The following is a 12,885-nucleotide window of genomic DNA, read 5'->3' as shown; positions in this document are numbered from 1 at the left end:
TAAAACATATAAAAGGAGAAATCATCATGAAAAAATTAGTAGGAATCGGATTAGCGGCAGCAATTTCACTTGGAGCATTATCAGGTTGTTCTTTATTAGGAGAGAAAGCAAACGGTTTTGTACTGTACGGATCAGAAGAACAAGTTCAACAAATTACAGATAAAAACAAAAAAGAAGTGAAAGAAAAAGACTTCTATAAAATGAAAATGACTACATTAGAAGGTAAAAAAGTTCTTGTTATGGATAAGAAAACTGGTGAAGAACTGGTGAAGAAAGAGTTACTTAGCAAAGTTGATGAAAAAGACGACACGAAACCACTTGATAAATTGCCAGCTATAACAGCAGAGCAAGGTGTATTATTTGCTAAAGAAAAAGTAGAAAATGCTACACTTGATGGTGCAAAATTAAAATACGAAGGCAATACAATTATCGGAAGTGGCCGTGCATATACAGATATGTATGCAATTGTTGATGACGCAACTTACAGCAATATAAAAGGTGATGAAAAATCTGTTGGGGTATTAAAATTCGATAAAGACCCAAGTAAAGAATTCCCTGGCTACAACGGCGTAGAAGCTTCTCAACTTGTAAAAATTAAAAAGTAAAACAAAAAAGCTTTGCGAATTCGCAAAGCTTTTTTCTATTTATGAGCAACTTGCTCCATATCCGGACTACAAGTTTGCGACTGACATGACTTATTTAAAGAACATGCTGCGCATTTTCCCTTTTTACTTCTCTTTACAAAATTCACTAACGTATATGCTGCATAACCAAAAATGATAGCTCCAATTATAATATTGACCATCACCCTAATACATCTCCTTCTAGAATCCGAGTAAGGATCCAACTTGGTATATAATAAGCGTTAATACATAAGCAACAACGAGTGGATATACGACAGAGAAAATCGTCCACTTCGCTGATCCTGTTTCACGTTTAATAACGGCTACTGTCGCTAAACACGGAACATATAATAAAATAAAGAACATAAATGCATATGCTGATAGCGCCGTATAATGCGCTCCCATTACATTTCCTAGCACATCTTCTTTCACCGCATAAATAATTGCCATTGTAGAAACGACAACTTCTTTTGCTAAAAATCCTGTTAAAAGGGATGCCGCAGCTTGCCACGTTCCAAATCCAAGTGGTGCAAATAGTGGTGCGATAAATCCACCAATCATCGCTAAGTAACTGTCTCCCATGTCAACACCAAATCCTGATGGACCTGCGTAGTTTAATAACCAAATGACAACAGAACCACCGAAGATAAATGTACCTGCTTTACGAACAAATCCTTTCCCTTTCTCCCACGTACTTAACCATAACGTTTTCGCTTGTGGTACACGGTAAGGAGGTAGTTCAATAACGAAAATAGATTTTTCCGCTTTTAAAATGGTAAGAGACATAATTTTTGTAACTAATAACGCAAGAACAATACCTGCAACATATAAAGAAAACACAACAGTTGCCTGACTTTGAGGGAAGAATACTCCCGCAAATAATGCATATACAGGTAAACGTGCCGAACAAGACATAAACGGTGTTACAAGAACTGTAAGTAAACGTTCTTTTTCTTGTTCAATCGTTCTCGCTGCCATAATACCTGGAACATTACATCCAAAACCGATAATCATCGGAATGAACGCTTTTCCGTTTAAACCGAAGAACTCCATAATTCTATCCATAACAACTGCAATTCGCGCCATATACCCTGAATCTTCTAATAATGAAATGAAAAAGAATAGTGCAAAGATTTGTGGAACGAATACTAATACAGCACCAACACCGGCAATAATACCTTCTGTAACGAGTGCTTGAATAAAATGAGAAGCTCCAATACTTGTAAGTCCAGCCGTCACCCAATCCGTAAGCTGGCCACCAAAAAACTCATCTAACATATCGGATAAAGGTGTACCAATCCACGTAAACGTAACCTGAAAAATAAAAAACATAACTGCTAAAAAGATTGGAAGTCCTAAAATTTTATGTGTAATTAATCTATCAATTTTTTCCGAAAAAGGAATTTTTCCTTCTTTCTCATGCCGCATAACATTTGTTTTTAACTTTTCAATATACGCTTCACGAGTTTTGTAAATGTGCTCCTCCAACGTACAATCAAGTTTTCCTTCTAAGCGAGATCGAATGGCTGCAAGTTCCTTATAAATTGGTAATGCTTTCATTTCTTTTTCTACTACTTCGTTATTACTTAAAAATTGAAGAGCTAACCATCTTGGATGCTTGTAATTCGCTTTCTCTAAAAGAGAAATTACCTGTCCAATTCCTTCATCCATCTGTACACCATATGAAATTATGAATGGCTTTTTCTCGTTTTTTTCATTTTCTTTAAGAGTCGTAAGTAGTTCTTCACAACCTTTTCCGCTTCTTGCAACGACAGGAACGACTGTTACACCTAATAACTCTGATAATCGTTTTACATTAATTACAATGCCTCGTTGCTTTGCCACATCGACCATATTTAATCCGATTGAAACCGGCTTTCCAAACTCAAGTAATTGCAACGTTAAATGCATATTTCTCTCGAATTGCGAAGAATCCACTATATTTAACATATGATGAAATTCGTCTGTTAGTAGAAAATTTGTAACGACACCTTCATCACGCGAAACTGGATTCAAATCATAAACACCTGGTAAATCAATTAATGTCCCTTGCTTATCTTTTAATTTACCAACCTTCTTTTCTACTGTTACACCGCTCCAGTTTCCTACGTATTCATAAGAACCAGTAAGTGCATTAAATAATGATGTCTTCCCTGTATTCGGATTCCCTAGCAAAGCTACCTTATTCACGCTAATTCCACCTTTATCATTTTCGCGTCACAATGACGAATACTAATTAACTGTCCACGACACTCCAATGTACAAGGACCTTTGAACATCGCTTTCTGCTTCATGCGAAGTTCGCTTCCTTCAGAAAGACCGAAAGCAGCCAATCTTCTCTTTAGTAAATGATCTAAAGACTGAACGCTTTTTACTAACACTTTCTCACCGATTTTAATATCTACTAAGCTCATAACCTTCCCCCTCAGAAGAGAATGATAATTATTTTCAAAAAAATTATAGCACACTCTATTTCTCTTGTACTATACCCTTTTGCTTCATATTTATTAATATTTCGCTACAATTCTATTTCAATCATTGTCATACTGTATTCGTTTGCCATTCTCATCCATTTCGCTTACAATAAACAATAGCAAATAAAGAATCTCGTTATCACTGGGGGAGCCATGCCGCTGAGAGGGAACACTTCGTTCCGACCCTTCGAACCTGTTAGTTAATGCTAACGCAGGGATTGTGCAAACGTCCGAAATACATACCTCTTTTTATTTACGTATTTCGTATCCTCCTATGATATCTATTCTTTTTTGTACAACTTGGATTTAGGGGGAGACAACATGCGTAACACCAATTTACAAGCGATGATCGAATCTGCAATTCTTGCAGCCTTCGCCCTGGTCATCGACATTTTACCACTTTCAATCAAAATATCAGCAACAGGTGGTTCCATCTCATTCGCTATGATTCCTATTTTTATTATCGCATATCGCTGGGGCTTCAAAATGGCTTTCTTAGGAGGCTTAATTTGGGGATTATTACAAATTGTCGTAGGCGATGCCATTATCGTCACACCAATTCAAGTACTAATTGAATACTTCGTTGCTTTCGCATTCATTGGATTTGCTGGTTTATTCTATCGACCAATTCAAAAAGCACTTTTAACATCCAATGTAAATAGCTTAGAACAATCCAATTTAAGTAGCCGTAAAGACAAACCTTCACAAAAACAAAACGAAGGAAAGAAAGTTATTGGTTACATTATTGTTGCCACATTTGTTGGTAGCTTTGCTCGCTACTTCTGTCACTTTATTGCCGGTATTATTTTCTGGGGACAATATGCACCGAAAGGCCAATCAGCAGTTCTATATTCTTTAATATTTAACGGTAGCACAATGATTGGTTCCTATATTCTATGTACCGTTTTACTTATCTTTTTATTTATCACTTCACCACGTTTATTCAAAAGCATCAATGCTTATCAACTGAATTCGAAGAAAAAGAGCGCTTCATGAGCGCTCTTTTTTTCATATCGTAATATCAATTAAAAATACAATAAATACACAAAAGAAAATAAATACCATTATACTTAGCCAATTGCTATGCACGGTTCATCGACTCCTTACATAACCTCATTTTCTAACCAGATTATATCGCTTAAAAATAAAGATTAGGTAAAGATAATATGAAAATAAATTAAAAAAGCGTAGATTACATTGTCTACGCTTTTTTCGGTAAATAGAAGTAAAATAATACACCATCTTTTGTATTTTCTGCCCCATATTCAGCTTCGTGTAATTCTAAAATATTTTTAGAAATAGCTAGACCAAGCCCAGTTCCACCTTGTGAACGCTGGCGAGCTGCATCCACGCGATAAAAACGATCCCAAATTTTATCTAATTGCTCTTCTTCAATGTGAGTGCCTTTATTTTCAATACACACTTTTATACGATCCTTCTCATCTATTGTAGAAATGATAATATCTTCTTTATTTGGTGTATAACGTATGGCATTCGTAATGAAGTTCACGATCACTTGTTCAATCCGTCCTTGATTTGCGACTACTTCAAATGGACCTATATTTTTATGAACACGAAGTTCTTTTTTCTCTATTTCTACAGAAAGGTGTTCACATATATCTTCCATTACTGTATCGATATAAAATGAATCCATTTTCATTTTATATGTGCCTGACTCAAATTTAGCTAACTCCAGCATATCCAAAATTAATGTATCCATTTTATCTACTTCCCGTTCCATCGCTTGAAAATAATACTCCTTTTTATGCTCAGCTACTCCATCTTTTAAAATAGAAATACAGCTTTTCATAATACTCAGCGGTGTTTTTAGTTCATGCGAAACACCAGAAATGAATTCTTTCCGCGTCTTTTCTAATTTTCTTTCCTTTTCAATATCTTGTTCTAGCTGTCCAATATGGGAATGGAGTTTATTGGATAATACATTAATATTTTTCGATAAATCACCAATTTCATCTTTTGAAGTAATTGGTATTTGTTCTGTGAAATCTAAATGCGCTATTTTCTTCGTCGTATCATTTATTTTTAATAACGGCTTTGCAATTTGTTTTGAATAATAGAATGACGCTAGAAAAATAAGAACAACTACAAATGCAATGATGTAAATGTAGTAATCTTGCACCATTTGTACAGCTTCATCTACAGGCTGTAAAGAAGCCATCGCATATATATAAGTTACTGATCCATCTTTTTCTTTTGTTGGCTTGATTAATAATTTATATTTAATATCATTTTTTTCATAGTCCATTGTTTGTATTGCATATTGTATGTGCTTGCTCTCTTTTAATAATAAATTAGTTTGAAATTCTTTTATGTTATCTAAGAAGATACTATTTTTATAAATTGGATTTATAGGACCTGTTACATCAGGAAGCTGAACTTTCGTAACACGCCCACTTATGTAAGCATCTAATTCTTGAGCAGATTCTTCCTGGACAGCTGGTTTCTTTTCCTTAGCAAGTTGCTCCCCAGCAGCTCTCCTTTTCTCCTCATCTAATTTCATTTTCTCCTTAAATGCTTTTTCTAACGGTTTATTAGATCCACTTAAATTTTGCTTACCTAATGAGAAAGAGAATGGAATAAAACTATCTTCTTTTTTCACTCCAGAAAAATAAATCTCTTGTCCTAAAAAATGCTCTGATGATTTGTTATCAATCTCCTCTATATTGATGAGATTATATAAAGGAATTTTGAATATTTGTTGTCCAAAGCTCTTTTGTTGCCTACGATCTATCGTTACTTCAAAATAAAAATCATCCGCATGTTTTAAATTCCCATTCTGATCTAACGTTGTAATCCACGTATTATTTTCTCTTAAAAAATCTTGCTCCAGCTTCTGAATTCCTTCTGCACTTCCTGCATAATTCAAATAATTCTTCTCAAAGGAATTTAAATTCACTTTAATATCTTCTACTTTTCGATTCGCATAATATTGTTTAAAAAATATCGTTTGTCCAATAAATATCGTCGCTAAAATTAACATACATAATGCTGTTGTGAGGGCAAATAATTTTAGTACAATCCCCTTTCTCATACATTCCCCTCAAATTTATAACCTGTTCGTACTACAGTTGTAATGCACTTTGCTTTCTCTCCTAATTTATTTCTTAAATTACGAATATGACTATTAACCGTTCGATCGTCACCAGCAAATTCATATCCCCAAATTCTTGAAATGAGTTGCTCTCGCGTTAAAACAATCCCTTGATTTTTCATGAAATACGCTAATATTTCAAATTCAGTATGTGTTAAATTAATGTCTGTCCTATCTACCGTAACAGTGCGCGATGGGAAGTGGACGTGAATACCATGGATGGATAATATATCATCTTCATTCTCTAGAAGTTGCTTCGTTACTTTTCTACTTTCTAACAGCCTTTTCGCTCTTGCTAATAAAATTGGTGGGCTATACGGCTTCGTCACATAGTCATCCGCCCCAAGTTCAAATCCAAGTAACGTATCATCTTCATCTACACGTGCCGTCAGCATAATGATAGGAACCTCGGATGTTTTACGGATCCTTCGGCAAACAGACCATCCATCAAGTTCTGGCAACATAATATCTAAAATAACTAAATCAACCTCTTCTTCCTCAAATACAACTAAAGCCTCTTTCCCGTCTCTTGCTTCAAACACCACATATTGCTCGCTCAGAAAATAATCTTTTAATATTTCACGCAAAATATCTTCATCTTCCACAATTAAAATGTTTTTTGACATAACTTATGTATCCCCCTTCCGCTTTCAGAAACTATCACTTCATTTTGAATAACTAGCTGTTAACTTCGCCTCGATAATATATCTATCTGGTGCATCCCCTATATAATCAAATGGATAGCAAGTCGTTAGTGTTAATATCGATTCTTCTTTTTTTATAATAACAGTGCGATCATCCGCATGGGTAATCCACGTCTTTTGAATTTCATATGTGTACGTTTTATTATCATACTCTAAAACAAGAGTGTCTTTTTCTTTTAACTCTCCTAAATCTGTAAAGACAGTATCCCGGTGCCCACTTAGTACAGTATGGCCCCCTCCAGATGGCGTTGTCGTTACATCACTAACGAACATTCCAACCCCTTTTTTCAGCGTTGCATCATCCGCTCCCCAATATACAGAAAACTTCTTCTTTATTTTCGGTATATGTAACAGTGCTACCTTTTCTCCTTCTTTATGCTCTGTTTGAGAAGAAGGCACTTGAGAAGTTACGGGGGTTTCATGTAAAAGTTGATCATGTTGTATATTGTTAAGACTCTTTATTTCTTCCTTCGTTAGTTGCTGAGCAGAGCTTTTTCCTTTATACCATTCCATAGCATAATATGATCCCATAAATAGTCCTATAGCCATCAATATGATACCGATATAATTGAGTAACTTCATGTTTCATCCCTCCATGCCAAAAATGGTAGGAATAACCTACCATTTTTAATATATGAAATTATTCCATTCTTTATAGGACAATATTTTATTTACGCCTTAACTTTATTGCGACGTTTCAAGCCAAATAATGTCCCTATCCCTACAAGACATGCGCTTAGTGCCATCATTGCTACATTATTAGATGCTGTGTTTGGTAATTTTTCACCTTGTACAGCTGGCTTCGCTACTTCTTTTTTTACCGCACCATTTTTTTGTTGTACTTGTGCTGCTTCTTTTTTTGCCATATCATTTTTCAACTGTTCTTGTGCTATTCTCTTTTTCTCTTCTTCACTTTTTTGTTGTTCCTTAATCAATGCTTCTTTTTTCGCCTTATCGTTTTTCAACTGCTCTTGCGCTATTCGCTTTTTCTCTTCTTCACTTTTTTGCTGTTCTTTAATCACTGCTTCTTTTTTCGCTTTATCTTGCTGCAGTTGCGCCTGTTCTTCCTTTGTTACTGTTCCAGTATCCGCACTCGCTACTGAAGAATATCCTACTGTTAAAAGTGCCATTGCACAAATTGGTAATAGTCTCTTTTTCATCTTCATTCTCTCCTTATATTTTATTCACATCAACTCGCATCGGATGTATCACTAGAATAAACAAGAGATATAAATATAAGATGCAGATGAAATATATTTCATTTAAAGATTTCATTGTAGAAAAATAAAAAACATCGCAATATATGCGATGTTTTTTCGGGTGTGTGTCTCAATATTTACATGTTACTTTCGCGTGATTTAGAAGTAGAACGGGCCGGAGCGATAACTAATTGTCTCGGCTCAGTTTTCTTTAAGTGATTTTTGACGTTACACTTACGACGTTGAACAACCCACGCTTTAATAGGGTTTGTCAAAATAATCTTTTGCTCTTCGTTAGGGGCCTCTTCTTCCAACCTACAACTTTCGCTCCATTTATTCCATTTCATTGTAAATTTAGAAGAATGATCGTCTTCTCGATCAAACAAGTGCAAAAAATCCATTTCGCCAGCTAGCATTACGGTGTTGCTAGTTGCTAAAAAAGAAAAGGTCGTCCAACGTTTCTCCATGCCCTCCTACTCCTTTTTCACATATAGAGTGCCTAAAACTTAATTTACCTAAAATATGCTTGCCTTTTACCTTACACTTATAGTTTATCCAAAACACTACTATGCAACTATCGATTTGCCTTACAACTACCTTACATTTTTGTAAGAAACAAAAAACCTTCACTCTCTATACGTGAAGGTTTCTCATTTCTTATCTATATGATCTTTCATATGATCCACTCCAGCTTCTTGTAGCTGTGACATCATACCGTGGGAAATTGCGCCTAATACTAAAGTCATTCCAATTAGTGAAATTCGAATCGCTGGTACATCAATTATGTAAGCCAAACTACCAAGAACAATTGTTAAAAGTAATGCTTTTATAAATGTTGCACTTGTATACTCTTTCTTTCTCATCATAATCACCCTTTTTGGAAGCGTTTTCTTTATATGATCAGTATATCATATCATCTGACTATTTTGTGGGGATTTCTGTAAAAAACTTATATCTTCTTTGACTTTTCCCCTTCTTTCCTTTACAGTCGAAATGTTCACAAGTTTTACACTGTAGGAGGACTCCAATGAATCTTGAAATAAAAGATACTTTAATTTCTGAAGAACAATTACAAGAAAAAGTAAAAGAACTAGCACTTCAAATCGAACGTGACTTTGAAGGAGAAGAAATCGTAGTAATCGCTGTATTAAAAGGATCTTTCGTATTCGCTGCCGATTTAATTCGTCACATTAAAAACGATGTAACAATCGACTTTATTTCTGCATCTAGCTACGGAAATCAAACAGAAACAACTGGAAAAGTAAAACTATTAAAAGATATTGATGTAAACATTACTGGAAAAAACGTAATTGTCGTAGAAGATATTATCGATTCTGGTTTAACACTTCACTTCTTAAAAGATCACTTCTTTATGCATAAACCGAAAGCATTGAAATTCTGTACGTTACTTGATAAACCTGAGCGTCGTAAAGTGGACTTAAAAGCTGAATATGTTGGCTTCCAAATTCCAGACGAATTTATCGTTGGCTACGGTATCGACTGCGCAGAAAAATATCGTAACTTACCATTTATCGCTTCAGTTGTAACGGAATAATATAATAGAATAAACTTCCACCATCAATTACTGGTGGAAGTTTATTTTCTATCACGATTCGTAAAAGACAAAGGGAGAGAATAAAAATGACAAAGACAAAATTTGAAAAAGTACTCCTCATCGTAAATCCGAAAGCTGGTCAAGGTGACTTACATACAAATTTAACGAAAATTGTACCACCTCTTGCCGCAGCTTTTCCTGATCTACATATCCTTCATACGAAAAAACAAGGTGATGCAACAAAATATTGCCAAGAGTTTGCTAGTAAAGTAGATTTAATTATCGTCTTTGGTGGTGACGGCACTGTATTTGAATGCACAAATGGCTTAGCACCTCTTGAAACTAGACCTACACTTGCAATCATTCCAGGCGGAACTTGCAATGACTTCTCTCGTACTCTAGGCGTTCCGCAAAACATTGCAGAAGCAGCAAAACTTATTACACAAGGACATGTAAAACCAGTTGACGTCGCAAAAGCAAATGACCTACACTTCTTAAACTTCTGGGGCATTGGACTTGTCTCTGAAGTATCAAACAATATCGATGCGGAAGAGAAAGCAAAGCTTGGGAAAATTGGTTACTATTTAAGCACCATTCGAACTGTCAAAAATGCTGAAACATTCCCCGTAAAAATTACGTACGATGGACAAGTATATGAAGACGAAGCCGTCCTTGTTATAGTTGGAAACGGTGAATATCTTGGCGGTATCCCGTCCTTTATTCCAAACGTAAAATGTGATGACGGAACACTTGATATTTTCGTAGTCAAATCAACAGGTATTCAAGCATTTAAAGATTACATCGGAAAGAAACTATTTGAAGACTCAAATGAAAATGACATCTTCCACGTAAAAGCGAAATCCATTCATATCGAAACAGAAGAAGAAAAAGAAGTAGATACAGATGGAGAAAGTTCGCTTCATACACCTTGTCACATTGAATTATTACCAGGACACTTTACGATGATTTATAATCCTGCGGTTGTGTAATACAAAAAGACGAGCTGATATGTTAGCTCGTCTTTTTCCTTAGAAAGGTTTTAGTCTACTCTTTCATTTTTAATATGAGTTTTCGTAATCAAACTCCACCCAATTTTTCCAGTGCGTATTAGAATCCTTATTCACAATAACACTTGGATCTTTCTTCTCTATAGCAGCCGCTACTGATTGGAAGAATTCAATTTTCAGTAGAGTATAACATAGACATATTTGTTTGCGACATTCTAATAATATTGCTAAAAAAATAGCAAACTTTCCTGTTTGCATGCCCTAGTTCTTTTTAGATACAATGAAGGAAAGAAGCACCTTCATATAAGGGAGAGGACAAACTTTGTTCAACCAACAGTTAGTTAATTTACGCATTGATTTTGCATTTAAACAATTGTTTGGTACGAATGGTAGTGAAGATATTCTAATTGCATTTTTAAACGCTATGTTACAAGAGTCTTTAGAGTCGCCCATTGCTTCTCTACAACTAGAAGATCCACATTTACACAGGGAATATGAAGAAGATAAGTTATCTATTTTAGACATTTCAGCGACATTAGACACAGGAACAAAAGTCAATGTAGAAATACAACTCAATAATAATCACGATATGGTTAAACGCAGTTTATATTATTGGGGAAGACTATACACATCTCAACTACAAAAAGGGATGCCCTACAGTGCACTTCACAAAACCATCACCATAAACTTACTAAACTTCGTAATGTTTTCGGAACACCCAGCCTTCCATACAACGAGCATATTATGGAATACACAACAACAAAAACTCCTGAGTGACGACATAGAAATCCACATTATAGAAATTCCAAAGTTAACTGAACAATGGCATGAAGAAAAAGTAAATCCGTGGAAAGATCCATTTGTTCGTTGGCTCTTATTGCTTTCAGCCAATGAGGATGAGCACTTAACTAAACTATTGGAGGATATTGCTATGAACCAAGACCCTATTTTACAAAAAGCGATAAATAAATGGGAACGTATGAGTCAAGATTCTTCTTTCCGACAAGCCTATGATGCAAGGGAGAAAGTTTTAATGGATGAAGCAGCAAAATTCGCCCATGCAGAGACAGAAGGAATAAAAAGAGGAATGGAACAAGGGATGAAACAAGGCATTGAAAAAGGCATTGAAAAAGGCATTGAACAGGGCATTGAAAAAGGTCGAAAAGAAGGAGTCCAACAGGGGAAAATTCAAATGATTAAAAATATGTATGATCTTGGTATACCACTTGAAACGATTGCTAAAGCAAGTAAATTAAGTGTGCATGAGGTTGAACACATCTTAGGACATAAATAGTAATAAAAAAGGGCTTGAGTTGTTTCAAGCTCTTTTTTATTAACTTTTCTCGATATCATCCAATTTAGTCTTATAACATTCATTACACTCTAGCATAGTAGAAAGAATCCCTCTTTCATCAGGTAATAACACCCTCAAAACTTCTCGATCTATCTCTACGAAATACTTCATAATAATGGGATATCCTTCAATAATATTCGTATACTCAATTCCTTTTTCAAATTTTTTTCCGCTCTTTATTTCTTCTATTTTCAACATAAAAAATCCGAAACCATACAAAATGATTTCGGATTTCCTATAGTTAAAATATTAAATTACATTTCGAACAAAAAGGAGCAGAATTTCCTCTCCGAATTTTCGCATCACATTTTGGACAATATACATATCGCTCTTCTATCCTTTGTCGTTCTATCATCTGTAAAGATACGACTCTCATACTACACATAATCCCAATTAATATAAGGCTAACGATGAGTAGCATAACCCTCACTCCCCTCTTTATATTTTACCATAAAATAACAAAACCAATTTCCTTATTGAGAATCGGTTTTATCTTTATAATCCTAACTTCGCCTTCGCGCCATCAGCAATTTTATCTACCTCTATTTCTACTTTATCATGTAAAAACTTACCTCTCGTAATGACATGCCAGTATGAGCCTTTTTGTAATTTATCTACTCCATCAATTGTTACTTCTTTCTTATCTCCATTCTCATCATAAGCTGTAACTGTATATTCAAACCCTTTATTTCCACCTAACTCTTTTTCATCTGTATCAATAATTGCGTAACGATATTCTAAATCAAGGAATGGATGGATTCATTCTATCAATCGCAGCACTCCCGTTTAATAAATATGCCGCTCCTGCGACGATAACAAGTAATGCTCCAAAAATAAACCTTTTCATCTATATTCCG

16 protein-coding genes, 2 pseudogenes and 1 riboswitch are annotated in these 12,885 nt (G+C 34.9%); of the genes and pseudogenes, 5 read left to right on the top strand and 13 right to left on the bottom strand.

Annotated elements, in window-relative coordinates:
• Positions 1 to 26: 26 nt before the first annotated feature.
• Positions 27 to 605, top strand: a complete 579-nt coding sequence (locus tag ABH961_RS24135) for a lipoprotein BA_5634 family protein (protein WP_098076029.1) — start codon at positions 27 to 29, stop codon at positions 603 to 605.
• A 35-nt stretch (positions 606 to 640) separates the two neighbouring features.
• Here the strand turns inward: ABH961_RS24135 and ABH961_RS24130 are convergent, their stop codons facing one another.
• From ABH961_RS24130 to ABH961_RS24120, 3 genes are read right to left on the bottom strand one after another with little or no spacing between them, the layout of a single operon-like run.
• A complete protein-coding gene (locus ABH961_RS24130) occupies positions 641 to 808 on the bottom strand; it encodes a FeoB-associated Cys-rich membrane protein (RefSeq protein ID WP_000989599.1) in 168 nt (55 codons plus the stop codon).
• 16 nt (positions 809 to 824) lie between these two features.
• Entirely contained in the window at positions 825 to 2,813 is a 1,989-nt protein-coding gene (gene feoB / locus ABH961_RS24125) for a ferrous iron transport protein B (protein WP_098642334.1), read from the bottom strand.
• The gene (locus ABH961_RS24120; protein WP_000060518.1) at positions 2,810 to 3,037 is read right to left on the bottom strand and encodes a FeoA family protein; all 228 of its coding nucleotides are present in this window, start codon (positions 3,035 to 3,037) and stop codon (positions 2,810 to 2,812) included. Before ABH961_RS24120 ends, feoB begins: the two co-directional genes overlap by 4 nt.
• A 194-nt stretch (positions 3,038 to 3,231) precedes the next feature.
• Positions 3,232 to 3,333, top strand: a riboswitch (TPP riboswitch).
• Positions 3,334 to 3,418: 85 nt separating this feature from the next.
• On the opposite strand from ABH961_RS24120, the gene ABH961_RS24115 reads away from it, so the two are divergent.
• On the top strand, positions 3,419 to 4,093 hold the full coding sequence (locus tag ABH961_RS24115) for an energy-coupled thiamine transporter ThiT (RefSeq protein ID WP_048541017.1): 675 nt from the start codon (positions 3,419 to 3,421) through the stop codon (positions 4,091 to 4,093).
• A 205-nt stretch (positions 4,094 to 4,298) separates the two neighbouring features.
• Here the strand turns inward: ABH961_RS24115 and ABH961_RS24110 are convergent, their stop codons facing one another.
• The 6 genes from ABH961_RS24110 to ABH961_RS24085 form a co-directional block, all read right to left on the bottom strand.
• Entirely contained in the window at positions 4,299 to 6,149 is a 1,851-nt protein-coding gene (locus ABH961_RS24110) for a sensor histidine kinase (protein ID WP_048541073.1), read from the bottom strand.
• Complete coding sequence (locus tag ABH961_RS24105; protein ID WP_048541075.1) at positions 6,146 to 6,835, bottom strand: response regulator transcription factor; 690 nt, start codon at positions 6,833 to 6,835, stop codon at positions 6,146 to 6,148. The genes ABH961_RS24110 and ABH961_RS24105 overlap by 4 nt, the downstream gene beginning before the upstream one ends.
• 39 nt (positions 6,836 to 6,874) lie before the next feature.
• The gene (locus tag ABH961_RS24100) at positions 6,875 to 7,495 is read right to left on the bottom strand and encodes a class D sortase (RefSeq protein ID WP_048541077.1); all 621 of its coding nucleotides are present in this window, start codon (positions 7,493 to 7,495) and stop codon (positions 6,875 to 6,877) included.
• Between the two features lie 89 nt (positions 7,496 to 7,584).
• A complete protein-coding gene (locus ABH961_RS24095) occupies positions 7,585 to 8,073 on the bottom strand; it encodes an LPXTG cell wall anchor domain-containing protein (protein ID WP_048541079.1) in 489 nt (162 codons plus the stop codon).
• A 176-nt stretch (positions 8,074 to 8,249) separates the two neighbouring features.
• On the bottom strand, positions 8,250 to 8,579 hold the full coding sequence (locus ABH961_RS24090; RefSeq protein ID WP_048541080.1) for a hypothetical protein: 330 nt from the start codon (positions 8,577 to 8,579) through the stop codon (positions 8,250 to 8,252).
• Positions 8,580 to 8,762: 183 nt separating this feature from the next.
• Complete coding sequence (locus tag ABH961_RS24085; RefSeq protein ID WP_048541082.1) at positions 8,763 to 8,978, bottom strand: hypothetical protein; 216 nt, start codon at positions 8,976 to 8,978, stop codon at positions 8,763 to 8,765.
• 161 nt (positions 8,979 to 9,139) lie between these two features.
• Here ABH961_RS24085 and hpt point away from each other — a divergent pair, with 161 nt between their 5' ends.
• Together hpt and ABH961_RS24075 are read left to right on the top strand one after the other, a co-directional pair.
• Positions 9,140 to 9,667, top strand: coding sequence for a hypoxanthine phosphoribosyltransferase (hpt, locus tag ABH961_RS24080; protein WP_001047287.1), 528 nt, complete (start codon positions 9,140 to 9,142; stop codon positions 9,665 to 9,667).
• A gap of 86 nt (positions 9,668 to 9,753) precedes the next feature.
• Positions 9,754 to 10,656, top strand: a complete 903-nt coding sequence (locus tag ABH961_RS24075) for a diacylglycerol/lipid kinase family protein (protein ID WP_048541084.1) — start codon at positions 9,754 to 9,756, stop codon at positions 10,654 to 10,656.
• A 69-nt stretch (positions 10,657 to 10,725) separates the two neighbouring features.
• On the opposite strand, the pseudogene ABH961_RS24070 reads toward ABH961_RS24075, so the two are convergent.
• Positions 10,726 to 10,845 (bottom strand): annotated as a pseudogene (locus ABH961_RS24070) (DUF7003 family protein); the annotation flags it as partial.
• A 151-nt stretch (positions 10,846 to 10,996) separates the two neighbouring features.
• Between ABH961_RS24070 and ABH961_RS24065 the strand changes: the two are divergent.
• Positions 10,997 to 11,968: an Rpn family recombination-promoting nuclease/putative transposase gene (locus ABH961_RS24065; protein WP_098137021.1), complete on the top strand. Its 972-nt coding sequence runs from the start codon at positions 10,997 to 10,999 to the stop codon at positions 11,966 to 11,968.
• 39 nt (positions 11,969 to 12,007) lie between these two features.
• Here the strand turns inward: ABH961_RS24065 and ABH961_RS24060 are convergent, their stop codons facing one another.
• The 3 genes and pseudogenes from ABH961_RS24060 to ABH961_RS24050 form a co-directional block, all read right to left on the bottom strand.
• Positions 12,008 to 12,226 (bottom strand): hypothetical protein, encoded by a 219-nt coding sequence (locus ABH961_RS24060; RefSeq protein ID WP_048541171.1) that lies wholly within the window; start codon positions 12,224 to 12,226, stop codon positions 12,008 to 12,010.
• A gap of 43 nt (positions 12,227 to 12,269) precedes the next feature.
• Positions 12,270 to 12,449 (bottom strand): hypothetical protein, encoded by a 180-nt coding sequence (locus tag ABH961_RS24055; protein ID WP_002096244.1) that lies wholly within the window; start codon positions 12,447 to 12,449, stop codon positions 12,270 to 12,272.
• A gap of 74 nt (positions 12,450 to 12,523) precedes the next feature.
• Positions 12,524 to 12,875: pseudogene (locus tag ABH961_RS24050) on the bottom strand (YxeA family protein).
• Positions 12,876 to 12,885 lie beyond the last annotated feature (10 nt).

The organism is Bacillus sp. RC251 (genome assembly GCF_044908765.1).
GTDB classification, from domain to species: domain Bacteria; phylum Bacillota; class Bacilli; order Bacillales; family Bacillaceae_G; genus Bacillus_A; species Bacillus_A wiedmannii.
This window is presented reverse-complemented; position numbering and strand designations above follow the sequence as displayed.